Below are 25,464 nucleotides of genomic sequence, written 5' to 3'. Positions count from 1 at the left end.
CGGGTACCGAAGCTCTACAAGCTCCCAGACGCCAGGAGCATCTCGAACCAGCAGCGCGACCTCAAAAGGAGAAACTCTACGCTTGCATCGCGATAGCGGAAACCTTCCTCTGCTGCCACTTCCCTCGCGTAAAGTCTGGGAACTCTTCCGGTTGGCTGCCGCGACTCACTGAGGAGACACTAAGCGGAGCCACAGCCGACCAGGCCGCTGCATCGTACACATCCATGTCCGGAGGCAAGCCTTCTTTGACACATTGCAGCAAGCGATAGAGCATGATGTAATCCATGCCACCATGGCCCCCGATTTTTGTGGCTGTCCCTCCCTCCCGCTGCCAGAGAGGATGCGCATATTTCTTCCATGCATCAATGGATTCCCAGGACTCATCACTGTTTTGGCCATCGAAGTAGATACGCGCAGGATAATCTTGAAATATGCCTTTGGTGCCCGCAATCATATTGACCCGGTCATAGGGATGCGGTGTCGAGACGGTATGTTTAACCGTGATGGTCAGCCCATTCGCCGTCTTGATCAGAGAGGTATTCATATCACCGGTCACATAGCGTTCTGCCATCCGCGGATCGCCTGGCTGTAAATGTTCTTTGCGATATTCATCGAATGATCTTTCCCTGCTGCTCATCGAGACGATATAGCCAAACCGGTCTCCACGCTGGATACCCATGTAGTTCGCGACCGGGCCCAGTCCATGCGTAGGATACAAATTCCCATTGCGCTTGGTGTGTTCGGCGCGCCGCCACAAGCCTTCGCCTTCATCGGAAAAAAGTATCTTACGGAGGTCGTGTAAATAAGCACCCTCGCCATATAGAAGGTCACCGAATAAACCGTCGTGAGCCATGCGTAACACGAGCGTCTCGTTGTAGCCATAGCAGCAGTTTTCCAGCATCATGCAATGCTTTCGCGTCTCTTCCGAAGTACGGACGATCCTCCAGCAATCCTCGATCGTAGTCACTCCAGGAACTTCAATAGCGACGTCCTTACCGTGTTTCATGGCAAAGATCGCCTGCTCAGCGTGCCAACTCCAAGGCGTTGCGACCAATACGAGATCGATGTCATTGCCCGTGAGCATGGTCTCGTAGTCATGAGGCCCATGGGTATAAAGTCTGGGCTTCGGCTGTCCTGCAGCGACAACCAGCGAGGCAGCATGCTCCGTCTTTGCCGGAACAATATCGCACAAAGCAACGACCTGCCCATCCGCTGCAAGCAGGTTCCCCAACAAGGAAGTTCCGCGTCCGCCTAAACCGATCAATGCGATGCGAGGGTTTCGCTTCTCAAATGGAACATCGATCATGGTGCGATGCTCGGTCTCGCCTTCAGCATGTGCAAGAGGTGCCACGCTAATGCTCGCCGCGCTCGCCGCAGCCATCTGGACAAATCTGCGCCGCGTCCATGATTCGAGAGTCGGTTCATCCATAGTCATTTGAAATTCCTCGATCTGTAGATTGTGCGTCTTTACTCTTGATCGGAAACACGGGATAAGTATGTTGGCGAATCGAAAGCGAGCTTCAAAGGCTAGCCATCACAGAAGCTCATACCCCTCTGCCATGAACGACAGCTTAGAGGGCAGAATCAGCACTGTCAAGATTTTTCGACGATAAACGAAATAAAATGATTGCAATCGACTTAAAACATTGCTCATCATGCCTGCCTTATATTACCTTTCTGGTGTCCGCAGAAAACTCTATCGCGATTTGGATACAAGGTTTTCGGAAGTGATCTTCCCCAACTGTTTGATTTTTTGATCCGAACAAGAGGCAAGCATGAGTGAATTGGGCACACCTGCAACAGGACTGCAACAGCGTAATTCTGCGGTCGATGCGTATCGTGGTTTTGTGATGGCACTTATGCTCGCTGAAGTCTTTCGCTTTGCCTTTGTCGCGAAGTCCTTCCCCGATAACTTTTTGCTGCATATTCTGGCTTACAACCAATCGCATGTCGAGTGGACAGGCATGAGTCTGCATGACATGATCCAGCCGTCCTTCACCTTTCTCGTGGGGGTTGCGCTGCCCTATTCGCTGCGCAGCCGCCGCCGCAAAGGCGAAAGCTTCAAATACATGCTGGGGCATACCATTTGGCGGAGTTTTCTACTCGTCGCACTTGGTATCTTTCTTCGTTCCATTCACAGCACTGCGACGGACTTCACCTTCGAAGATACGTTGACCCAGATCGGACTGGGCTATACCTTCGCTTTTCTGGTGGCACTGCGCCCTGCTCGTTGGCTATGGATTACGCTTGGAACAGTTCTCTTTAGCTACTGGCTAGCCTGGGCTTTATACCCAGCTCCCGGCCCCAATTTCCCGTATAGCTCCGTTGGCGTCCCGTCTGAATGGCATCAACACCTCTTCACAGGCTTCATGTCGCATTGGAATAAAAACAGTAACCTCGGACAAGCTTTCGACGTATGGTTTCTCAATCTTTTCCCCCGCCCCACTCCCTTTGAGTTCAACGATGGTGGATATCTAACACTTAGCTTCATCCCCACGCTTGGAACCATGCTTCTGGGTCTTGCCGCAGGGCGCTGGCTGCTTGAAGCTACCCCGAAGATTCCGTTTAAAAAACTTTTGCTTGCGGCGGCGGTATTACTCGGCAGCGGTCTTCTATTTCACTTCGCCGGAATCTGTCCCATCGTGAAGCGCATCTGGACACCTTCATGGACTCTCTTCAGCGGTGGTGTGTGCTTCCTCTTTCTCGCCGCCTTTTCATGGGTTGTCGACGTGAAGAAACAATATCGCCTTGCATTTCCGTTGATCGTTGTGGGAACGAATTCAATCGCTGCCTATTTGATGTCCTACTTAGCAGATAACTTCATCCAAAATAGTTTTCGCATCAACCTTGGAGAGTCTGTGCTGAATATGTTCGGGAGCAATCTGCAACCGATCCTGCTCGGCGCACTTACGCTCGGTACCTATTGGGTACTTCTGTTCTGGATGTTTCGAAAGAAGATTTTTATTCGCATATAGGCTAAGCATCCCTCTTTTCAGAGTGCGTTGTTTCATCTCCTTGCCTTCTGGCCTTCTGGCCTTCAACTGAAGGCCAGAAGGCCAGAAGGCAATCGAAAACAAACGAGAACCACTGGGGCAGTGGATTGCTACCCCAGCCGGCAATTACAACCTTCACTCACGTCAGTGCGATTCTTGAGGGTTATTGCCTGTGTAGGTGACGTGCCAGACGGAGCGGGAACCATCGTCCGTAACGAACATGCTGCCATCCTGCGCGATTGTGATGCCTACAGGCCTCCCCCAGACCCCACCGTCCTTCGTGACGAATCCGGTTAGGAAATCTTCGTAGGTACCATCGGCCTTGCCATTGTGCATAGGGACGCGAATGACTTCATAGCCCGCGCGATTGGCACGGTTCCAGCTTCCATGCTCAGCCACGAAAGCATCGCCAAGATACTCCCGCGAAAAACCTGAGGGGCTGGTGTAAAAAATCATCTCTAAAGAGGCCATGTGAGGCTGTACGAGGACATCCGGGACGATGACTTTGCTGGAAAGGTCTACGCGCTTGCAGGAACCACCGTCAGGGGAGATCGCGGCAGCCTGTTGTTTGGCGGCAATACCGTCGGCACAGGGTGCGGGGAGCCGCGGGTCGGAATGGGAGCCGATGTAATACCAGGGCCATCCGTAGAAGCCGTCTTCTTTCACGGAAGTAACATAGTCCGGGACCAGGTGGTTGCCAAGATTATCGCGCTCGTTGGTCGAGCACCAGAGCTGACCGGTAGTTGGATTGATGGCCTCGCCAACGCAGTTGCGTATGCCCGATGCGTAAACTTTGAGGAATTTACCTTCAGGGGTGTACTCAAGAACATCGGCGCGGTGAAACTCCTTGGAAGAGGTGTCGGGGTTATCAATATTTGAGGCAGATCCTACGGAGACGAGCATCTTGCTCCCATCGGGGGTGAAGACGATATCGCGGGTCCAGTGGCCACCACCGCGGAGCTGGGCAAAGCCGGGGAGCTGGGCAATGACCGTTTTCGCGGGGCCGGTAGCAACGAGGTCACCAGACTTATAGGGGAAGCGAACGACGGAATCGGTATTGCCGACATAGACCCATTTTGGGTTAGGTCCAGCGGGGTAGAAGTTTATCCCGAAAGGCAAGTTCAGGCCGGTCGCGAAGGTAGAAATGGTTTTGGCTTTCCCATCGGGGCCAACGCCGCGTAGAACAAAGATTTTGTCGCCATGCGAATCGGACAGGAAGATGTCTCCGTTGGGAGCGGTGCGAAGCAGTCGTGGCTCGCGGAAGGTGCTACGCGCAACAGGAACAGCGGCTGGCTTGTGATCCTGCGAAGATGAGGCCGCAGTGGGTGTGAAATCGCCGCCCGCATAGAGAGTAACTTTGAAGCCGGCAGGTGCTACAGGCCATGCGTCTTTCGGCCGAGGAATGAGGTGCGGACCATTATCTACGGCTTCTTTCGGGGCTGGTGCGGGCAGATCGGCAGCGGTAATTTTACGGCGCACGCCAGGCTGCTGCTGGTTCCAATCGGCAAAGGCCGCCTGGCCGGTCACGACTTGTTGAGCGGCAGCAGGGATAGCGGACGAGGCAATCATGGCGACGGCGACAATGACCTTAATCATGGTGGGCTCCAGTTGATCGTAGATACAAGGTTAAAGGACGGACAGAGGGTTCTTGCCTGGCGCCGTGAAGCTCTCGCCGCCGGGTTGAGAACACCTCAACGAAGCTGCGGAAGAAGTTTCAGAGCGTTTTCGCGATAGACCTTTCGTAGAACATCCTCCGGCAGATAGAGCCCGTAGATATTCCAGCGGCCTTGGCGCGAAGCGTGCGTAGGATATTCAAAATACTCATCGTCCGTTTCAAGAAATCGGTAGTAGAGCCGGTACATCTCGATCTCCGGCACAAGATCTGCGCCAAAGAGAATACGGTCGGCGTAGCGGAGGAAGAACTTTCTTGATGAGTAGGGCTGGCGTCCAAGTTCGGAGGCGCGTGCGCTGATATCGACGAGCACGTTGGGGCAAGCTTCCAGCATGGCGGAAACCCTCTGCAGATCCTCGCTGTTCTCGGCAATGTGAGCACCTACGAAGGTTGTGTTGGGATGTCGCTGAAAGACGCGATCCCGTTGTTGCAGCAAAGCATCTTTACTGTACTGTGCGCCGTAGAATCCCCAGTCCGGATGAGCGGCGAGTTCCTCATACCTCTCGTTGTTGGCGCCGATTGGCAGGAAGAATGCCTCAGGATCGCCGAGGTGCACCATGACGGGAATGCCGAGAGAGCCAAGCCGCTCAAAGACAGGCGCGAGGCGCTCATCATCGATGCGGATCAGTTCCCCGCTGGCATCACGCACTGTCAGTCCAAGGTCCTTCCAGAATTTGAAGCCAACGATACCGTGCTCCACAAGCCGGTCGATCCGCTCCATCGTAAGCTTGATAAAGCCTGAAAAATCCGGTGAATCCGCACCGTTCCAATCCATCCAGCCAATCGTAGAGAATCGTTTCGCATCGGCGGTGCGATAACGTTCGATCTGCTCTATAGCTTCTTCGCCGACCTTCATCGTGATGTTAACGATGTGTTCGATGCCGCAGGCATCCATAATCTTCAAGACCTCTGCCGGATCTTGCGCATCGAGATGATTGTGGTAATCGATGACAGAAAAGCGAGGATGATGAACTGCATGCACGACATTGTGCAACATGCTGCGCGGGTGAAATTCGCTGATGGGCAACGATACGTTCGCCTTAGCCGAGACCATCGCGATAAATTTGTCCTGCGCATTCGGTTCTGACATGCTTGTCTCCTCAAATCCCCTGGAAACCAGGGGCCGTTTCCCTGACCGCCAAGCTTCTTCTTGCAGCGCTTCAAATGCAGAATTGAATTGTAGAACGAAATATAAAGACATTTCTATATATTTCGTTTTATTATGAACACGTTACTTAAGATGAGGCGTCACCCTATGATCCGCTTCGATTACTCCTGTGCCGTTGTGCTTCTGGCGCTCGCCACCGCTCCAGCGATGTTCCCACAAACGTATGACGCTGAAGCTGGCATGTTGCGGACCAGGGTTGCCGTGCATAACCGACGCTTCGATGGTGTGTCAGTAACCGACACCATCTCCGGACGAAGCTTCTCCATGAAGGAGGCGTTCGTCCTCGTGATGAAGGACAGGACGGAGCTGCGGTCAACAGAGATGCAGGTCTCCCCCATCCCAGAAGCAGCCAGCGTGTCCGACCCTCATCTGGCGCTGCGCAGAAGTTCGGACAAGGTCGCCAGGACGGAGGAGTGCTGGCAGTTCACCTCGGCCGCATCGTCAGGCAGCTTTGCCTGGTGCTTGAATGTTCGCCCAGGCAGCAACTATTTTCGTGAGTTACTGCGAATCTCAGCAGGCAATACAGACCTGCCGATCGCCGAAGTGCGGCTGCTACAGTTTGCCGATGCGGGTGCCAAAGTTGACGGCTCGGTGAAGGGTTCGCCTGTTGTGGATGGCAATTTGTTCTTTGGGTTCGAGCATCCGCTGTCCGTCAGTGTGGTTAACGGCGGCGTTGTGAGGACCTCTCTGTTCCGTGATCTCCCGCTCCGTGCAGGACAGGCGATTACCTACTCGGCGGTCGTCGGAACATCGCAGCCGGGACAGATGCGACGTGCGTTCCTGGCTTACCTGGAGAACGAACGGCCGCGGGCGTATGAACCGTTTCTGCACTACAACTCGTGGTTTGATCTGGGATATGAGAACCGCTTTGATGAAGCGGGAGCTATGAACCGCGTAAACGAATTTGGCCGGCATCTGGTGGTGGAACGACACGTGAAGCTCGACTCCTTCCTCTTCGACGATGGATGGGACGATCCCAAGACGCTGTGGGGGTTCAATTCGGGTTTCCCAAACGGTTTCAAGAAGACCGGTGAGACGGCTGCGAAGTACAACGCAGGCATTGGCGTATGGCTTTCTCCGTGGGGTGGTTATGCAGAGCAGAAGCGCGAGCGCATTGCCTATGGCCGATCCCATGGCTTCGAAATTCAGAACGACGGCTACGCGCTCTCCGGACCGAAGTACTTCGACCGTTTTGAGCAGATATGCCTGGAGATGGTGAACAAGTACCATGTCAACCAGTTCAAGTTCGACGGTACGGGAAATGCCAATGGTGTGTTTCCGGGCAGCGCGTTCGACAGCGACTTCGACGCAGCGATTCATCTCATCGAACGGTTGCGAAAGGAGGAGCCGGAGTTGTTCGTCAACCTGACGACAGGAACGACCGCCTCACCGTTCTGGCTGTTCTATGCAGACTCCATATGGCGCGGCGGCGAGGATCATGACTTCTCCGGAGTAGGTGACTCGCGCCAGCGCTGGATTACCTATCGCGATGCCCAAACGTACAAGAACATCGTAGTCAAAGGCCCACTCTTCCCACTGAACTCGCTGATGCTGCATGGCATCATCTATGCCAAACAGGCGAAAGACCTGAAGACCGATCCGGGCAATGACTTTGCCGACGAGGTTCACTCTTACTTTGGAAGCGGTACGCAACTTCAGGAGATGTACATTACTCCTGCGCTGCTCACCGAGGCCAACTGGAACACACTCGCGGAGGGTGCACGCTGGAGCCGGGCGCACTCGCAAATACTGAAAGATACGCATTGGATTGGTGGCGATCCGGACAAGCTGGAGGTCTACGGATGGGCGGCGTGGACTCCGGAGGTGGGTATCGTGACGCTACGAAACCCCTCCACGAAGACCCAGCACTACAGCCTGAACCTTGCGGATACCTTTGAACTGCCCAATAAGAGCAAGACTGCCTACAAGCTACACAACGCCTGGAGTTCCGGCAGGAACTCACACTTTGGAGAGCAGCGGACAGTACAAAACGGCAAACTGCTGGATGTTGAGCTGGCACCGTTCGAGGTACTGACACTTCAGGCTGATCCGCTTCGCTAATGCGCCTAAACGAGAGTGAGATTGATCCCGGCCGAACGGAGCGCATCGGCCGTTGCAGACGGCAGGCCGGAGTCCGTGATGATGTGGTGGATTGCCGTGGCATCTACGATTTTGGATAGGCTGCGCCGGTTGAACTTGGTCGAGTCACATACGGCCACCACCAACGAGGAAGCCTTCACCATCGCACGATTGACGCGTGACTCCATGACATTTGGCGTCGTAAGACCGACCTCAAGATCAAAGCCATCGACACCGAGGAAGAGGATATCGGCATACATCTCGTGCAGCATATCCTCCGCCAGAGGACCAACGAGGGAGAACGAGTTCTTACGCAGCGAACCTCCGGTCAACAGTACCTCAAAGTCGGTATCACGGAGCTCGCTGGCAACGTTGACTGCGTTCGTGATGATGGTCAGACGCGAGAAGCGCCTGAGGGCCTTGGCGACGGCCGTCGTGGTCGTGCCGGAATCAAGCAGAATGCACTGGCCCTCTTGAACCAGGTTGGCAGCGGCCGTGGCGATACGCAGCTTCTCCTGCGAATGACGCCCTTCTTTCTCCCGCAAGGACGGATCAGAGATGGCTCCGTTACTTGGGAGTAGAGCGCCGCCATGCGTGCGCTGCAGCAATCCCTGACTCTGGAGATGATCGAGATCCTTGCGAATGGTGATGCGCGAAATCCCGAGGGAATCTGAGAGCTCTTCGACAAGTACACGGCCGTGCTTCTGGGCCAACCCTACGATATATTGACGGCGCTCTTCGATAAGCATTTCGGAACCACGTTCGGCCCCCGGAAGCATTACGGATCTTGCCTCAACGGATGTTTTTTTTGACGGCATATGTGCCTCTACTCTGCTTGTTGCTCAACGAAGACTACATGGCACCTTATCTAATTGCAATTGGAAAGGGGATTCGAAGGGAAATATTCCATAGCAAATCTCCTGTAGGTGTCTAACGAAACCACGACACTTATGGCCGTTTTTTCCCCAGAAAAAAACGGTACTGCACGCCCAATTCAACTTCGCAGCAACGGGAGATTTGCTTTAAACGCTACTGAATCGCACAGGCTGCAGCATAGGAACGCAGCACATCACGGATATGGTCAAGGACGAGCGACTCCGGATCTCCTGAAATCTGTTTCTCCCTCAGGCGCAGATACTGCGCGGGTAGATAACGGCTCAACAGACTCTCAGGGATCTCCACAGAGGCAAGATTCGTCATGAGACAGTCGACTGCGTTCGCAATCTCGGGATATCCCCAATAGTAACGGACACGGTCACTATAGCTATAGCGGCGAAGCAACTTCTGCTGCTCGGGAGTCCCCGTATAGTAAGGCAGCCAGTTGTCCGGCTCGCTTAACATGGTGCGCTCGATCGCTTCGCTCAGTTGTGATCGCCGCGACTCGTTTATGAGCTGGCACTCAATGTCTTCAAGCGCTTCAAGCGCCTCTCGCATCGCAAACGTCACCCCGGGCCCCACCTTGAGTATGGCGAATCCGTCATCGACAAGCTTCGGGTAAGCGGGAGGGAGCTGATAGTCGGTTGAATGCGCCTCAAAGACGATAGATTCCGGCTGATTGCGCAGCCATGCAGTGAGTTGCGCAGCCTTTGTAGAGTCATAGTTCACCACAGCATCGTGATCGAACTCTACCCCCGGTTGCACGACAAGCGCGATGACGCGATCCCACACACCCGGGAGTTGCTGCTCAAAGATCTGTTTATGAACCGCAAGAGTGTGGGAGGCTGCCTCGGTCGACGTTGCGGGGAGATCATGCACAGAGTGCGTGGCCCCGCCAGGGACAGGCACCTCCGTACCGATGACGTACACAGGATGATCTCCCGCGACATAGGCAGACTCAGCCGCCTTGCATAGCGCGGCGGCACGGTGTGCAACCAGTTCATCTGATGGCGGGCCAGGGTCGTCCTTACAAGCCATGCTGGCGTCGAGATGAATTTTCGTGAACCCTGCCGCTACGTACTCGGCCACCATCGTCTCGGCATGAGCCATGGCCTCTGCCGCCGGCAGTTTGCGCCAAGGGTTAGGCCCCAGATGATCTCCGCCGAGAATAAGCTTCGTTTCGTTAAATCCAGCGGCTCTTACATGCTCCAATACAAAATCGCGGAATGCAGCGGGGCGCATCCCGCTGTAACCGCCAAACTGGTTCACCTGATTGCTCGTCGCTTCCACCAACAAAAGCGAGTCGTCGTGGGCTGCCTGCTCTGCGGCTGCGCGAATCACCCAGGGATGTACAGAGCACACCGAATAGATTCCAGAGGGAACGCCGCTACGCTGCTTCAGAAGGTGCTGGTGAAGAACACGAGACATAAGAGCCCCCTAGTAGATACGAAATTTCTGAACAACACGATTGATGACACCACCGGCGCTCGGTGAGTCCGGCTTCAATTGATGGGCAATCGAGCAATACAACCCAAGGAGCTGTCCGAAGAACACATCCAGGACCGGCCGATACGCATCATCCACGTCAACCCTGATCGGAAGATAGAAGTCACAATCAGGAGAGAACTTCTCCTCCGCAGACAAGGGACCCACAGCGATGCGCTGGGCAACGAGGCTCTTTTCCCCAATCTCCCGCAGCAGGTCGCGAGCATATTGCGCCCGGCGCGTATTTCCAGACACAAAACAAACGAACAGTGTTTCTTTGTCCAGTGCTGCCATGGGGCCGTGACGCAGACCGAGCACTGTCTCCGACATCGTCTTGATCTGCCCTGCGGTCATCTCCAGCACCTTCAGCGCTGACTCCTTCGCAACACTCGCGAGGGACCCGCCGCCGACGAAACAGATACGCGCAAAGTGATGCTGAGCAATTTCTTCAGCCTGCCGTGCCGCACTCCACAGAAGGTCGTCGCCGGCAAGCACCAATTGCTCAAGCAGCGGCTTATAGCTTGCGATCGACCACGCGTTGGCAAGGCACTGCCCCATAACGATCATGTTCGTAAAGGAACTCGTCATGGCCAGACTGCGATCATTCACCGCGTCATCCAGGACGATGACATAAGCGTGGGGCACGCCCTCGCACAGAGCTGCCATACGCGCCTCTGCGTGGCAGGTAACTACGATGTGCGAGATACTCGGGTAGCGCTGAAGCACTTGCTCCAGAACCGCCACTCCCTCGGGCGAATCCCCTGAGCGCGAAAACGATATCCAGAGGTATTTGCGGCCGGGAACAATATACTCATCCAGGTTTGGCAGCAGGTCTGTGCTCGCTACCGCAGAGACTTCGCAGCCCCACTTGGAGCGCAGGAGAGATTCGAGGGCCTGAGCGACATAGTCCGAGGTACCAGCGCCGATGAGTACGACGGAAGGACGATCTTCAACCGAGGCACCCACACCAGCGCCATCCAGGAAGGCGGCAATCTGCGCCTGGTGCTGTTCGAAGATCCTCAGTGTCGTTCGCCATGTGTTTGGCTGCTGGGCGATTTCGGCAGGAGTGAAGAGCAGGCCCAGAGCTTCTTTCTGTTCAAACGGTAGATCGACAAAGCTCGAGAGAGCGGTCAAAATCAGAACCTCACAATAAAACACCCAAAGGGGCGAAATCGAAACTTAAACTAAGTAATAATAACATGCAAGGATCGAATGAGAACATCGAAACAATAGAGGTCGAAATGAACGCAAACTCCAAGAACAACCATCGAAAACCGCTAGATATTTGCATCGTGGGAGAAACCAACCTGGATCTGGTCCTTTATGGACTCCCGGAGGAGATGCCCGTCGAGCGGGAGCTCCTTGGCAGCGGGTTCGAAATGACCTTAGGGGGGTCCTCTTCGATCCTGACGCACAATCTAGCCGTCCTTGGCACTCGAGTGGGTTTTGTCAGCGAGGTCGGGAACGACGCTATGGGAGACATCGCACAGGACTACCTGAAAGGAAGCGGCGTTGACCTCTCACACTTCCGGCAAAAAGCTGGGGCGAAGACGGGGGTCACCCTGCTGCTTCCCCATGGGAAAAAGCGTCATATTCTGACCTATCCTGGGGTTATGTCGGAACTGAGGGTGGAGGATCTCGACTTCGCCTATCTGACCTCGGCCCGCCACTTTCATCTCTCTTCCCTGTTTCTACAGACTGGCCTCCATCCCGGCCTGCCTCAACTCTTCGACGACCTTAAGTCCGCTGGGTTAACCGTGTCACTCGATACGAACGACGACCCGACGGGCGCCTGGCATGGCGTTCTCGATCAGCTACTGGATAAGGTAGACATACTACTGCCCAATGAGGACGAACTCCTTCAGATCGCGGACGCCGCCACCACAGAACAGGCGCTCGATAAACTGGCGCCACGCCTGCCCTTGATTGTCGTCAAATGCGGCACGCGCGGTGCTCTTGTGCAACGGGGCAAAGAGCGGAAGTGGGTTCCTCCGTTCGTCGTCGAACCAGTTGACACGATCGGCGCGGGTGACAGCTTTAATGCCGGATTTCTAAACGCGTGGCTTGCAGGAGAAGACCCCATGCGCGCGGCTACCATGGGAAACCTGACAGGAGCGCTCTCCACACTGAGACCTGGCGGCGTAGAGGCACATCGTGATGTTTCGCTACGAACGCAGTTCCTCGGCACGCACGCCCTCTCCTAGCTATTTCAGGAGGGAGCAAAAGCTACACCGGCTCATATCGAGGGAGGGTGCTGAGTGGTGCCGGATAGTAAGAGAGTTCGCCTACAAGCGGGCGGAGGTAATCACGGAAGGAATTTGTTACCGCCAGCGTATCGCTGCTGAGCCAGTCTGCGGGAATCTCGCGATGCGACCCTCCGGCCTCGCTCAGTGGTACTAGTTTGAAAGCCTGCTCAGATCGGACATCAAGCGAGCAAAGGGCCACCATCTTATCGGTTTCACCGGCCACTAAAGCGCGAACTCCTGTCCGGCCAACCAGCTCCGCGTCCTCCAAGTCTCGCCTGGAAACCTGTGCCGTACAGGATCTGCCGATCAGTCCGGGCTTTTCGCTGCGGCAGCGGATTCCCAGGCGATCCGCCACAACACCCGACAAGTACTGCGCTACACCGCCAATCAACGGACGATTCGATGAACTGTATTGAGAAGCGTTCTTCTGCTCAAAGACGCGGCTTCCATCCGCATACTGGACACCTTCGGAGATCACGACAACCGCCCAGCCGATCCGGCTGACTACGTTGTCAAGATCGCTTAAGAACGCCTCCAGTGAGAATGGAGTTTCCGGGATATAAACGAGGTGTGGAGCATCGTCCGCATCGCGTCTCGCAAGCGTCGAGGACGCCGCCAGCCAACCAACATCCCGGCCCAGAGTCTCGAAGATCGAGACGGGTTGCGGAAGCGAACGAATATCCATACTCAGATCGAGCGTGGATTGCGCTACAAACCGAGCCGCGCTCGCGAAGCCTGGGCAGCGATCGGTCGCGGAGATATCGTTGTCAATCGTCTTTGGAATCCCGATGATCTGAATGTCTAAATTCTGCTCCCGGCAGAATCTTCGGAAGAGATCCGCGCCCCTCATGGTGCCATTGCCTCCCATAAAGACGAGGTATTGAATACCAAATCGCTGCAGGTGCTCGACACTGCGTTCGAGGTCCAGCTCCGATGGTTGGAAACGGGATGAACCCAGAGCAGCCCCAGGACTGTTCCGAAGCGACAAAAGATCACCCGGACCCAGATGACTCAAGCCGACAATATCCGCGGAGGATAGGCCTTTCATACCGGCTCGAGCTCCGTAGATGTCCCCAATGCGAGATTGGTGAAAGCTTTCCTTGATGATGCTCGCAAGACTGGCGTTGAAGACAGCAGTAGGGCCACCTCCCTGGATAATCAATAGATTTTGAGCAGACATTCGATGTTCCTCCAGGGCGGACTGAGATGATTCTTTTCGGTCCTTATTGAAGTCTAGGACTGACTGCATCTATTTTGCTATTCGGGCCTGCGAGTGCGAGGCCTGGACCGTCGCAGATAGAAATTCAAGAAACGCGCGCGTCTTCGGTGCGAGGTATTGGCGCGAGGGATAGTAGGCATACAGGGGAAAACGTTCATCCTCCCAATCCGGAAAGAGGTTCACCAGTCGTCCACTCGAGAGATGGGCGTCCACACCGAGTTCGAGAACTTGAGCGATCCCATATCCTGCCACGCATACAGCGTGCATTGTTGCGACGTCACTCAGCATGAGCTGGCTTTCCGTCTCAACCTTGATCTCCTTTCGACCTTTACGGAATACCCACTCGAAGGAACGGCCCGTCTCCGGGTCTCGAAAATCAATCATCCGATGTCGTTCCGCTACCAGTTGCTGTGGGTCGGTAGGGTGGCCGTGTTTCTTCAAGTAGCCGGGCGAGGCCACGGTAAGAACTCTCGTATCCAGCAATCTTCGGGCGACAAGCGTGGAGGGGCGCGGCTCGCCGAAGCGAATTCCCAGATCGTATCCATCCGAGATCAGATCTCCGAGGCCCTCCCGCGTGACCAGGTCCACCTTAAGCTCCGGATAGGCTTTGAGAAATCCACTGAGTTGCGGTCCGAGAATGAGCTGCGAGAAGTAAGGGTCCATGTTGACGCGGAGTCTCCCCCGGACGGTCACTTTACCTTCGGCCAGAGCGGAGGTGGCGTCTTCGAGCGCCGACACAATCGGGCCAATGGTCTCGTAAAACCGCCTGCCTTCGTCCGTAAGGGAGACGGAGCGCGTCGTCCGTTCCAGGAGCCGGATTCCAACCTGCGCCTCGAGCCGAGCTACTGCACGGCTGATGCCCGGCTGGGAGACATTCAAGGATCTCGCCGCGGCCGCGAAGCCTCCCGATCTCACCACGGCTGCAAGGGCGCTCACGCCATTCAGAAGTCGGTCATCGAAACTCATGTACTTATGCTAATTGGTTATAAGTGAAATGCCGAGAAGATTAGTTCCGAATCAATCCCCGTGAGTCAGATAGTTGGAAGCACAGAGAGAGAGGTAAGGAACATGGCAATTCATAGGACATGGGCGGTGCTGCTCGCTGCAGCAATATTAGGCATAAGCGGTCATGCGCAGGTGCCGGCACATCAGGGACTTACATTCAACGGCGACGGCGCGTTGCGTAACAACCAGATTCATTGGCCCAAGGGGTTCGAGCCCAGCCAGGCGGACCTCTTTGCGCACAATGAGATCGACATCCAGGCAGGATGCAAGATCGCTTTCACCAATCTTGTCGATGCAGAGGCTTGGCCCTCCTGGTACTCGAACTCGAAGGACGTCAAGGTCTTGAACACACCGGATCATCGGCTTCGGAAGAACGCACGAATCTCGTGGGAGACCTTCGGATTCCACATCGAGAGCCGCGTGTGGGAGTTTGAGCCGAATCGCCGCCTCGGATGGTTCGGAGACGGTAAGGACGTCCATGCTTATCACACGTTCTTTCTTACCAAAACCCCTGAGGGGTGCCACATCGACACGGAAGAGGTTGTGAAGGGCCCTGGTGCCATTCAGTTCCGTGAGCAGCAACCGAACACCATGCACGAGGGGCATCAGCTTTGGCTGACGACCTTGAAGGACCGGTCGGAGAAGCACTGACACTCGCAACAAATCATTTCCAGAGAGGAAGGAGCAAGACTATGGCACGCATATTCATCACCGGATCTACTGATGGCCTCGGCAGGATGGCGGCGGAGTTGCTGATTGAGCAGGGTCACAGGGTCGTCCTGCACGCCCGAAGCCAGTCCCGCGCCGACGAGACAAAGAGAAACGTCCCGCAGGCGGAGGCGGTTGTTATCGGCGATCTAGGCAGCATTGCCCAGACTCGAAAGGTCGCAGAGCAGGTCAATGCGCTCGGCACGTTCGACGCCGTCATCCACAACGCTGCCGTGGGCTACAAGGAGCCGAAGCGAATCGAGACGGAAGATGGTCTCCCGCATGTCTTCGCGATCAACACGATTGCACCCTACATCCTGACAGCCCTGATCGCGAAGCCGAAGCGACTCGTCTATCTCAGCTCCGGGCTTCACCAGAACGGCGATTCGACCCTGGAGGACCTGACATGGAAGGCTCGCGCGTGGGACGGAGAACAAGCCTACTCCGACACGAAGCTACATGACGTACTCCTGGCCTTTGGCATCGCACGACGTTGGCCTGGAGTCCTCTCGAATGCACTAGAGCCAGGCTGGGTCCCGACGAAGATGGGTGGCGCCGAGGCAACAGATGATCTGGATGAGGCACATCGCACCCAGGTTTGGCTGGCTGCAAGCGATCAACTTGAGGCACTCGTAACTGGAGAGTATTTTTATCACCTGAGAAAGTGGGGTACCCTTCCAGCGGCCCACGACGTTGCCAGGCAAGATCGGCTGCTTGCGATCTGTGAACGCCTCAGCGGCATTGCTCTGCCCGAGTAGCAAGATTAATCCGAATCTTTGGTGACAGACGCCGCTTCTGTTGGTCGATGCCACCCATAACAACGATAGAAATAAGGAGATCAACATGTACGCAGTCATGGGAATCACAGGGAAGGTAGGCGGCGCCGTTGCGAGCACTCTTCTTGCAAAGGGCGAAAAGGTTCGAGGGATCGTAAGAAATCCCGAGAAAGCAGCAGAGTGGCAGAAACAAGGTGTGGAGCTTTTCAAAGCCGACTACGACGACGTGGATGCGCTTACAGCAGCGTTCACCGGTGTCGCTGGCGCGTTCGTAATGGTTCCTCCAAACTTCGCACCAACACCGGGCTTCGCCGAGACCAAGGCAACTTTGAAGGTCCTGCGTGAGGCACTCTCAAGAGCTCTGCCGTCGAAGGCGGTTTATCTGTCATCCATCGGAGCGGAACAGGCCAGCGGATTGGGTTTGATCACGAGCTCTCATCTTCTCGAAGAGACGCTGGGCGATCTTCCAATCTCTCATGCATTTCTGCGCGCCGCCTGGTTCATTGAGAACTCAGCCGGTGACGTAGCGAGCGCGCGGGATGAAGGCAAGATCCTGTTTCAGCTCCATCCGCTTGACCGGAAGTTTCCTCTGGTCGCGACTGAGGACATCGGCAAGGTAGGTGCAGAGACGATCACCCAAAGCTGGACCGGAATTCGCCATATCGAAGTTGCGGGCCCCGAGGGCTACAGTCCACTCGACATAGCAGAGGCTTTCGCGGATGCTGTTGGGCACCCCGTCGAAGCAATCGCCGTTCCCAGGGCGGAATGGGAGACGCTATGGGTCTCACAGGGAATGCCGGAGGGGCGGACGGCGCCTCGGGCGGAGATGGTCGATGGATTCAATTCCACTTGGATTCACTTTGGCGTACCCGGAACAGAACACGTGGATGGAGTAACGCCGCTTCATGAGGTGATCACTCAGCTCGTGACTCGCGGTTAACGCCACGGTCCTCAATTCGACTGATCCCTCAGCTCTGTTGCGGGCGGCATCGACGATGCTGCCTGCAACAGAGCTTTGCCACGAAGCGGAAGATTTTATTCACGTCAATCCAGTGCAGCCAACTACTTGGGAGCCATGATGAGTCGTTCCTATCACGGTCATAAGAACAAACAACAATCGCGAATCACCTGTGAAGAGTCCAACGTAGCGTGAGGCACAAAAGCACATCCGCTGGATGAGAGCCGCGCCAGCAGTGACGGTTCTTGGTCTTCGAAACGCACCGCTGGACTCAACAGCAGCAAACAGGAGCTAGTATGTTCAATCGATTCGCCGTATTTACCACAATGTTATGTGCTGCCGCCCTGTCGACCGCACCAAACTTACAAGCTCAGAAGTCCGAAGTAAAAAATATTGTCCTCGTCCACGGAGCCTGGGCGGACGGTTCGGGTTGGAGGGGCGTCTACGACAATCTTGTCAGGGATGGCTACAACGTCAGCATCGTCCAGGAGCCGGAGACGACCTTCCAGGATGATGTGACCGCCGTGAAGCGTATCCTCGCACTGCAAGATGGACCGAGCATCCTTGTCGCGCACAGCTATGGGGGAGCCGTAATTACGGAAGCGGGCACCGATCCATCCGTTGCTGGATTGGTGTACGTTGCAGCGCACATGCCAGACGCTGGAGAGAACGAAGCGGACGACGGGAAGCGCTTCCCGAGTGACCTCAGCAGGTCTGGTGCGATCAAGAAGACGGCAGATGGTTTCACGTACCTCGATCCCACTCGGTTCCATGAATACTTTGCAGCCGATCTTTCTGCGGAGCAGGCCGCTTTCATGGCGCGCTCGCAGGTGCTGAACGCTGCGGACAACTTCAAGGCAGTCATCACCAAGGCTGCATGGAGAGAAAAGCCGAGTTGGATGGTCGTCGCCGGGGCGGATAGAACGATCAATCCCGACCTCGAACGCTTTTATGCCAAACGAGCTCATAGCCACACGGTCGAAGTCGCAGGCGCCAGCCACTCAGTCTACGTCTCGCATCCCAAAGAGGTCGCAGATGTAATTGAGAGTGCCGCACGTTCGGTTTCGAAATAGTTCGGACTCCGCAAAAGTCCCCAGCCCCGGAGGAAGCAAGTGAAACTTCTCGAAATTCAGTCCTCGCCAAGAGGCGAATCTTCCGATTCAATCAGCCTCACCCAATCGTTCATCGAGGCGTGCAAATCCGACAACACCTCGATCGTTGTGGATACGTTGAACGTCTGGCATGAACATCTACCGGAGTTCGATTACGAGGCCATTGGAGCGAAGTACAAAGCAGTGAAGCACGAAACGATGACTGAGGCAGAATCCAAAGCATGGGAGCACATTCAATCGTTGATCCAACGCTTTCAGAACGCTGATCGAATCGTCATCGGAACTCCAATGTGGAACTTCGGCCTGCCTTACAAGCTCAAGCAATTGATTGATCTCGTAGCACAGCGAAACTATCTGTTTACCTACGACGGCAAACAGTACGGCCCTCTCTTGAACGTGGAAAAAGCAGTCGTCGTCTATACACGCGGTTCACGCTTCCTGGAGGGTACTCCTATACCGCCCTCGTTATTCGACCACCAAGCAACCTATTTGGACTTTTGGTTGCAGCTTGTAGGTGTTCGAGATCTTCGGAGCGTAATTGTTGACAACGCGTGGAATCAAGATCGTCAGGAATCAGAAGTGAGCCTGGCGAAGGGCAAAGCGACTTTGGAACAACTGGTTGAGTGGTTTCTTAACTAGTCGTAGAGACAGGGTTGCGGTGGCAGATCGTTGGGCAGATACAGCCTCTGCCCAACGTCACATCCCTCGGATAACCCCTAGAGTCTTGCTTCCCCTGCAGGTTCAAAGTCCATAACAGACTCTAGCCCACCTCTTCACGCACCCAATGAACTCCCATATCGCGGAGTACTCGCCGAATCGCTTCAAGAAGCGCCTCTATCTCAACGACCGCAATCCTTCCAATGCTTCCAACGCGGAAACATGATTCGTGGGACAACTTCCCTGGATAAATTGCAAACCCTGCGGTCCAAAGCTTTTCATAGAAATCCGTAAATCGGAATGCCGGGTTGGTAGAGTATCGGAACGACGTGATGATGAAGCTCTGATCCTCTTCAGCGAGATAGACCTCAAAGCCAATGTCCTTCATGCCTCGGCATAAGGCAATGTGGTTCGCCTTGTAGCGCTCCCCACGTGCATGGACTCCACCCTCCTCATCGAGTTCATTGAGTGCCTGCTCGAAGGCCAGTAGGGTTTGGATCGGAGGGGTGAAGCGAAAATGCCCATTCGCTTCCATACTTGCCCATTGATCATAGAGATCGAGACTTAGCGTACGGGCCTGTCCCTTCGCGGATTCCAGAGCTCGGCGATTGACGAGAATAAAACCGAACCCAGGAACTCCTTCAATACATTTATTTGCAGAAGAAATCAGATAGTCGATATGTGAAGCTTCCATATCGATGGGAACCGCCCCAAAGCTGCTCATTGCGTCCACGATGTAACTCGCGCCCGCACGATGCACTACGTGTCCGATCTCTTCCACCTGGTTCAGGATGCCGCTCGTCGTTTCACAATGCACCACCGCCACATGAGTGATACCGGGGCGAGAGAACAAATATTCTGCAACAAGTTCAGAAGTGAACTTTCTATTTTCAACTACCTCGAAGACATCCAGCTCGATACCATGTACTCGTGCTGTCTGTGCTATCCGCCTCCCATAAGCACCGTTGACCAGAACCAGCAGTTTGCCATTGCGGGGGATCGCGGAGGAGATCACCGACTCAACGACAAACGTTCCGCTTCCCTGCATGAGGACGCATTCATAGTCTTCATGCGAGTAGGGGCCCAGGTCGAGCAGGCGTGTTCGAATATTGCGGACAGTCGCCAGAAAATCGCGATCCAATGATCCCAGGTCCCTGAGCATAGCCTCTTTGACCGTAGCGCTCGTGGTCAAAGGGCCGGGGGTAAACAGCAACTTATCTGGACTAGTTGGGTACATTCTGATTCTCCTCCTCGTCTCCATCTCCGTAATTTCCATCACCGTAATTGATCGGCGGAGGAGGGATCATCGCAACTGTTTTAAGTGGCGCTGTGTACACTTTTTGTCCACCCAGATAAGTCGCTTCAAGAAGAATGTCCTTGATCTTGTTCGGCGCAACCTGGTGGGGGTCCTTCTGAAGAACTACAAAGTCCGCCAACTTCCCTGGCGTGATCGAACCCTTCGTATCTTCTTCAAAGGTGGCGTAAGCACCATCCAATGTCCAGACCTTAATAGCTTCGTCCACACTGACCCGCTGAACTTCTCCAATAAGACTTCCCTGATTGCTCGTGCGTGTAACCATATCCTGAATTCTGAGCAAGGGATCAGCCGCGGAGATGGGAGAGTCAGAATGACCAGCCACGGGAATGCCCATATCAATTGCCGTACGATAGGCATGCATCATCGAGAGTCGCTTTGGTCCGTAAGAAAGCAGGATATCTCCGTACTCCCACATATATGAGTGAAAGACCAGGATGACACCATCCTTCTTCGCACGGTCCAATAGCGCCTGATTCATTACGCTCGCATGCTCAATCCGCCAGCGGGCATCAGGACGAGGATTTTTGGCTTCGGCACGTTCGATTGCGGTGAGAACCATATCGATCTCGCGATCTCCATTGGAGTGCGTCGCAACCTGCCAACCGGCATCCCACCATTTTTGGTAATCCTCATCCAGCTTCTCCTGAGTACGAGCGGGCGGGATACCGAAGTAGTCAGGACGGTCCGAGTAAGCCTCGCTGAGCCATGCAGTACGGCCGCTCAACGAGTTTCCCTGGTAGGTCTTAAGAGCTGTGATGCGTAGATGATCATCGCCGAAGCCGCGCTTTATACCGGCTCCCTGGAGTTTGTCGAACGAGTCCGCACTGAACATGAATCCAACACGCACCGGATTCCCGCGATCGCGCAACTGCTGCATGATCTGGAAGGAAGAGGGGCTGCCTCCCGCAATGCCTACGCTGGTGATTCCCTTGGCGGAGTACTGCCGAAAGCAGTTCATATACCCCTTCAGCTCTTCGTCCAGCGGAATGGCTTCCCGATTAGCGCCGCCCGTTCCGCGCCGGATAAGGCCACGAGCACTCTCACGAATTACACCGTTGGGCGTTCCATCGGCGTCACGGTCGAGGGCGCCACCAGATGGATCCTGGGTATCTTTTGTGACGCTTGAAGCTTCCAGCACAAAACTATTTACTGCGGTGATATGGCCTGAACCATGGGTGATCACAACTGGCTGCGTAGTGGATACTTTATCTAAATCATGACGGTTGGGATGACGCCCCAGCAAAACATCGTCATAGCCATATCCACTGATCATCGCGCCCGGAGGCGTAACCGCGGCCTGCCGCTTGAGTGCCGCGACAAGCTCATCCATCGTCTTCACTCGGTCGGCGCCTAGCCACACCCTGTAGTGTGGTGTGCCTTCCGCAAAGATGGCTTGCGGATGCAGATGAGCATCGTTGAACCCGGGCGTAACAGTCATTCCCTTGAGGTCGATGACCTTCGTTGCCGGCCCTTTAAGTTTCAGGATTTCAGCATTCGTCCCAACGGACGTAAAGCGGCCATTGTCGAAAGCGAAGGCCTGGGCAATAGGATGGTCCTTGTCCACTGTAATCACGTTGGCGTTGATAACGATCGTATCGGCCGCGAACGCGATATTCGAGATAAGTGCCAGGAATAAACATAGCTTCTTGATCATAATTTCTCCTTTGCCCGGTACTAAAACGCCAGGCGCATGCTGAGCTGAACGTTACGCGGTGTATTGCTCTGGCTTAGAGTGGCTTCCTGGCCAAAGGTCGAGGAAGTGAAGCTCGTTGTAGGTCCAGAGAAGGTCACATTGTTGAGAGCGTTGAACATCTCAGCTCTAAAGGAAAGCGTGAAGCGATTGGACAACTGAGTACTCTTTTCGAGCATTGAATCGAGGTCCCAGGCCGTAGGGCTATTTACATCAGGCAGGTAGCGATTCGCCGTGCCGAAAGAATAGGTGGGCGTTGCCGCGAAAGCGGCCTTATTGAAATAGATCCCTTTGAGCTTGATTTGGGGGCCTCCTGGCGCCTTGTCGGAGACTCCGGGAACGATATTTGGACGGGAGAGAGTACTGGAGCTGCCTGTATTGGCGACATCGGTATAACTGACCGCCAGCGGACGTCCCGTATCGATCTGGTAGATGGCACTCAAAGCCCAGCCGCCCACGATGTGTTTGACAAAGCCCTGATTCAGGAAAGCCTTTCCGCTGCCAAAAGGCAGTTCATAGCGCGTGCTCCAGCGAAGCACATGAGTTTCGTTCTGGTCGGAACGGGATCTATCGCATCGCGGGCAATACGTGTCCGTAACAGCGCCCATGGTACCGGCAACGCTGGTCATCTCGCCTACGTTATCTATCGCCTTGCTATAGGTATAGGCGAAGACAACTGCAAGCCCATGCCTAAGCCGGTGCTCTACCGTCAACTGCCCGGCATGGTATGTAGAGTGCCCTGCTCCGACACCGGTCGCTTCGAAGTTCTGATATTGCGGGTGCGGGCGAAGCAACTGCATATTTTGAACTGTCGGTGTATTGATGCTGGAGACAGGATCGATAAGACCGTAGAGCGGGTTCGGAACAAGGGTTAGCAGCTTAGAACCCAGTGCCAAATCAGCATCAGGAAGCTGGTTCAACTGCTCGTTCACCAGAAGATGCACGCCTTCGTTCCCAACATAGGCGGCTGTCACAACGAAGTCACCAGGCAGAGTGCGCTGGATATCGAGTGACCAGTTTTCCTGGTAAGGAACACTCTGGTGCCGCAAGGGCCCTTCGACGGAATCTCCAACGTCAATGCCAAGTCCAGCCGCGTTACCAGCAGGGGCAGGAAGTCCGAGAGGGAAGGGGTTGCTGAGCTGGAAGCCGGGGAGAGGCGTCTCTTTATCCGCTTCCGTGTCGACCGAAGTAGAAGTACGTATTCCACCATCTGCATTGGGGAATTGCTGCCAGGCGGCGGCAGGATGACGGAAGATGCCAAATCCGGCATGCATTACTGTCTTATCGTTAAGCCTGTAGGCAACGCCTATGCGTGGATCGAAGCTCGTCTTCTCCGGATTCTGTAACTGTCTGCTTGTGCCTCCCAGGCCGGGGATACCCACACCCCCTGTAAGCTTCAACGAGGGGACCTGCGCCTGGAGCGGTGAAACTGCCGTGGTATTCAGATAATTCAATAAGTTATTTTTCTCAACATCACCGGTCTCGTAGCTGTATCTGAGTCCGTAGGTAACCGTCAGACGAGGATTGACCTGGAATGCATCCTGGACATAGACGGCACGGTAATCGTGGACAGACTGCGTCTCCGGCTCATAGCCAGAGCTTACAGATCCATAACCGAGGAGCAGTTCCGCAACGCCGTTGCCGGAGTCTGTAAGCGCTGTAGTCGTGCCTTTTGTGAACCCGTCTGTCAGGCCTGCTCCGCCACTGACTGACATCTGTTCAGGGTCCCAGAGTTGGGTCGGGTAACGCCGCCAGTCAAGGCCGAACTTTACCGCGTGGTTCCCTTTGACCCACGTCATCGCAGCCGCATATTGGTAGACAGAAGAGAAATTCGCCTCGAAGGGATAATCATTTCCCAGCGAGCTGTAGCCACCTACAGCCCCAGGGCCGCTGATACTGATGGAGGGTGTCAGGTTCGCTGTAATCCCAGGAGCTACGCTACCGTTGAATCCAAGAGAGGCTGGGCTTTTCAGCACTGTTTCTGCTCTGTTCGACTCACTGTGCGCCCAGGAAAAGTGGTGCTCGAAGATCAGGTTCTGCTTGATGATCCAGGTATGATCCACAGTGATGTTCTTGCCCGGAATGCGGTCATTTGCATCTTCAGGCGAAAGCCCATTGCCGAAGTAATCGTTGTAATTGATGTGGTTTGTGAAATCCGTTATATGCCCAAAGATGCTTTGGTGCTCGCTAAACTTATGGTCGATCCTGATATCGAAGCTATTATTATCGTCCGTCCCTGGAGCATTGGAGAAGAAGTTATCCAGATCGCTCCCACCCGTTCCAGGCCTGTTAGGAAGCGGGTAAAGATTGACGATCGCGACGCCGATTGGATTAAGAGGCGTTGTGATCTTATTTGCGTTAGGCGTGTTCGCATTTAATTTCGTCCTGGAGTACCCAGGCCCTACAGTGTTTGTCGTGCTGGGATCATAGATATCGATTTGATTGCCATTGGCATCTTTCGTTTGCGAAAAATCACCGGTTCTTTCCAGCGCTGTGGGCACAGTTCCCAGGAACGAACCGGCGCTAGTGTCCCGCAATCCTTCATACGAAACAAAGAAGAAAGTCTTGTCACGACCGTCATAGAGCTTAGGAATCACAACAGGGCCTCCAAGCGTAGCGCCATATTGGTTCCTGCTGAAATGGCCTCGCGGAGTAGGAGTTGCACTGTTGTTCGCGTTATAACCATTCGCGTCGAGATCTTCATTACGGAAGAACTCGAAGACCGATCCATGCAGTCGGTTGGTTCCCGAACGCAGGGCATAACTTACTAATCCACCACTGGTACGCCCGAACTCCGGAGCGTAGGCATCTGTATAGACGCGGAACTCCTGGACCGATTCCACTCCCGGGATGCCTGCATCCTGGTTGTAGTAGGCGGTGGTATTGGTCGCACCATCGATCAGCACATCCGTAGTTGCGGACTTAGCACCATTGATACGAAAGGTGTTGGTACGGCTTTCGCTGGTGGAGTCCTGACCGGAGAGGCCATCATCACCCTTCGTCACACCGGCGGCAAAGTCAATAAGCTGCAAGGGATTTCGAATATTAAGTGGAATGCTCTGAACAAAAGTAGGTTCGATAAGAAGACCGCGGTCCGCACTACTCGTGTTCAGTTCCGGCGGAGTGCTCGTGACTTCTACTGTCTGCTGTACAGCACCTACCTTCAACTCCAGGGTCAACACCTTGGATTCGCCCAACTCGAGCGTAACTCCCTTCAAGATGGTAGAAGTAAACCCTTGAGCTGCGGCCTTGACCTCATAGTGTCCAGGCACAACAGGGGGCAGAATGAAGTTACCTTTTGCATTCGTTTTGGTTCGTGCCTGCACCTGAGTCTCAGTGTTCATCAAGGTCACTGTCGCGTCGCTTATCACCGCATGTTGAGGATCGACGACTTGACCGCTGACACTGGCGTTCTGCGCAAGAAGTGGCGAAGAAAGACCTATAAGTGCGAGGAGGTATCCAGTGAATCTTATATATCGCATTCCTTACTCCATTTATATCC

The 25,464-nt window shown here is 54.7% G+C and carries 19 protein-coding genes; 8 read left to right on the top strand and 11 right to left on the bottom strand.

Annotated features, from left to right (window positions below; all coding sequences use genetic code 11):
• Positions 1–76: 76 nt before the first annotated feature.
• The gene (locus tag ACIX8_RS04695; protein WP_223295464.1) at positions 77–1,429 is read right to left on the bottom strand and encodes a Gfo/Idh/MocA family protein; all 1,353 of its coding nucleotides are present in this window, start codon (positions 1,427–1,429) and stop codon (positions 77–79) included.
• A gap of 346 nt (positions 1,430–1,775) precedes the next feature.
• On the opposite strand from ACIX8_RS04695, the gene ACIX8_RS04690 reads away from it, so the two are divergent.
• The gene (locus ACIX8_RS04690) at positions 1,776–2,975 is read left to right on the top strand and encodes an acyltransferase family protein (RefSeq protein ID WP_014264175.1); all 1,200 of its coding nucleotides are present in this window, start codon (positions 1,776–1,778) and stop codon (positions 2,973–2,975) included.
• Positions 2,976–3,137: 162 nt separating this feature from the next.
• Here ACIX8_RS04690 and ACIX8_RS04685 read toward each other — a convergent pair whose 3' ends face one another.
• Both ACIX8_RS04685 and ACIX8_RS04680 read right to left on the bottom strand, forming a co-directional pair.
• Positions 3,138–4,589, bottom strand: a complete 1,452-nt coding sequence (locus ACIX8_RS04685) for a PQQ-dependent sugar dehydrogenase (protein WP_014264174.1) — start codon at positions 4,587–4,589, stop codon at positions 3,138–3,140.
• Positions 4,590–4,684: 95 nt separating this feature from the next.
• Positions 4,685–5,755: an amidohydrolase family protein gene (locus ACIX8_RS04680; protein WP_014264173.1), complete on the bottom strand. Its 1,071-nt coding sequence runs from the start codon at positions 5,753–5,755 to the stop codon at positions 4,685–4,687.
• A 165-nt stretch (positions 5,756–5,920) separates the two neighbouring features.
• Between ACIX8_RS04680 and ACIX8_RS04675 the strand changes: the two genes are divergently transcribed.
• A complete protein-coding gene (locus ACIX8_RS04675) occupies positions 5,921–7,894 on the top strand; it encodes a hypothetical protein (protein WP_014264172.1) in 1,974 nt (657 codons plus the stop codon).
• Positions 7,895–7,899: 5 nt separating this feature from the next.
• Here ACIX8_RS04675 and agaR read toward each other — a convergent pair whose 3' ends face one another.
• The 3 genes from agaR to ACIX8_RS04660 all read right to left on the bottom strand — a co-directional run bounded on the left by agaR (position 7,900) and on the right by ACIX8_RS04660 (position 11,407).
• Positions 7,900–8,661 carry a transcriptional repressor AgaR gene (gene agaR, locus ACIX8_RS04670; protein WP_150110488.1) on the bottom strand — a complete coding sequence of 254 codons (762 nt, stop codon included), beginning with the start codon at positions 8,659–8,661 and terminating at the stop codon, positions 7,900–7,902.
• Between the two features lie 280 nt (positions 8,662–8,941).
• The gene (locus tag ACIX8_RS04665; RefSeq protein WP_014264170.1) at positions 8,942–10,216 is read right to left on the bottom strand and encodes a D-tagatose-bisphosphate aldolase, class II, non-catalytic subunit; all 1,275 of its coding nucleotides are present in this window, start codon (positions 10,214–10,216) and stop codon (positions 8,942–8,944) included.
• Between the two features lie 9 nt (positions 10,217–10,225).
• A complete protein-coding gene (locus ACIX8_RS04660) occupies positions 10,226–11,407 on the bottom strand; it encodes an SIS domain-containing protein (RefSeq protein ID WP_014264169.1) in 1,182 nt (393 codons plus the stop codon).
• A 158-nt stretch (positions 11,408–11,565) separates the two neighbouring features.
• Here ACIX8_RS04660 and ACIX8_RS04655 point away from each other — a divergent pair, with 158 nt between their 5' ends.
• The gene (locus ACIX8_RS04655; protein WP_263053387.1) at positions 11,566–12,477 is read left to right on the top strand and encodes a carbohydrate kinase family protein; all 912 of its coding nucleotides are present in this window, start codon (positions 11,566–11,568) and stop codon (positions 12,475–12,477) included.
• Between the two features lie 22 nt (positions 12,478–12,499).
• Here the strand turns inward: ACIX8_RS04655 and ACIX8_RS04650 are convergent, their stop codons facing one another.
• A complete protein-coding gene (locus tag ACIX8_RS04650) occupies positions 12,500–13,699 on the bottom strand; it encodes a diphosphate--fructose-6-phosphate 1-phosphotransferase (RefSeq protein WP_014264167.1) in 1,200 nt (399 codons plus the stop codon).
• 69 nt (positions 13,700–13,768) lie between these two features.
• Complete coding sequence (locus ACIX8_RS04645) at positions 13,769–14,704, bottom strand: LysR family transcriptional regulator (RefSeq protein ID WP_014264166.1); 936 nt, start codon at positions 14,702–14,704, stop codon at positions 13,769–13,771.
• A gap of 102 nt (positions 14,705–14,806) precedes the next feature.
• Between ACIX8_RS04645 and ACIX8_RS04640 the strand changes: the two genes are divergently transcribed.
• The 5 genes from ACIX8_RS04640 to ACIX8_RS04620 all read left to right on the top strand — a co-directional run bounded on the left by ACIX8_RS04640 (position 14,807) and on the right by ACIX8_RS04620 (position 18,936).
• On the top strand, positions 14,807–15,394 hold the full coding sequence (locus tag ACIX8_RS04640; RefSeq protein WP_014264165.1) for an SRPBCC family protein: 588 nt from the start codon (positions 14,807–14,809) through the stop codon (positions 15,392–15,394).
• A 41-nt stretch (positions 15,395–15,435) separates the two neighbouring features.
• On the top strand, positions 15,436–16,209 hold the full coding sequence (locus ACIX8_RS04635) for an SDR family NAD(P)-dependent oxidoreductase (protein ID WP_014264164.1): 774 nt from the start codon (positions 15,436–15,438) through the stop codon (positions 16,207–16,209).
• 85 nt (positions 16,210–16,294) lie between these two features.
• Positions 16,295–17,167 (top strand): NmrA family NAD(P)-binding protein, encoded by an 873-nt coding sequence (locus ACIX8_RS04630; RefSeq protein WP_014264163.1) that lies wholly within the window; start codon positions 16,295–16,297, stop codon positions 17,165–17,167.
• 314 nt (positions 17,168–17,481) lie between these two features.
• Positions 17,482–18,258, top strand: coding sequence for an alpha/beta hydrolase (locus tag ACIX8_RS04625; RefSeq protein WP_014264162.1), 777 nt, complete (start codon positions 17,482–17,484; stop codon positions 18,256–18,258).
• 39 nt (positions 18,259–18,297) lie between these two features.
• On the top strand, positions 18,298–18,936 hold the full coding sequence (locus tag ACIX8_RS04620) for an FMN-dependent NADH-azoreductase (RefSeq protein WP_014264161.1): 639 nt from the start codon (positions 18,298–18,300) through the stop codon (positions 18,934–18,936).
• A 121-nt stretch (positions 18,937–19,057) separates the two neighbouring features.
• On the opposite strand, the gene ACIX8_RS04615 is transcribed toward ACIX8_RS04620, so the two are convergent.
• The 3 genes from ACIX8_RS04615 to ACIX8_RS04605 are packed head-to-tail and all read right to left on the bottom strand — an operon-like array spanning position 19,058 to position 25,444.
• Positions 19,058–20,191, bottom strand: coding sequence for a 2-aminoethylphosphonate--pyruvate transaminase (locus ACIX8_RS04615; protein ID WP_014264160.1), 1,134 nt, complete (start codon positions 20,189–20,191; stop codon positions 19,058–19,060).
• On the bottom strand, positions 20,178–21,926 hold the full coding sequence (locus ACIX8_RS04610; RefSeq protein WP_014264159.1) for an amidohydrolase: 1,749 nt from the start codon (positions 21,924–21,926) through the stop codon (positions 20,178–20,180). Before ACIX8_RS04610 ends, ACIX8_RS04615 begins: the two co-directional genes overlap by 14 nt.
• Positions 21,927–21,946: 20 nt before the next feature.
• On the bottom strand, positions 21,947–25,444 hold the full coding sequence (locus ACIX8_RS04605; RefSeq protein WP_014264158.1) for a carboxypeptidase regulatory-like domain-containing protein: 3,498 nt from the start codon (positions 25,442–25,444) through the stop codon (positions 21,947–21,949).
• Positions 25,445–25,464: the final 20 nt, after the last annotated feature.

It is taken from the genome of Granulicella mallensis MP5ACTX8 (assembly GCF_000178955.2).
GTDB classification, from domain to species: Bacteria; Acidobacteriota; Terriglobia; order Terriglobales; family Acidobacteriaceae; genus Granulicella; species Granulicella mallensis.
Note: the sequence above shows the minus strand (reverse complement) of the source record. Positions and strands in the feature narration are given on the sequence as shown.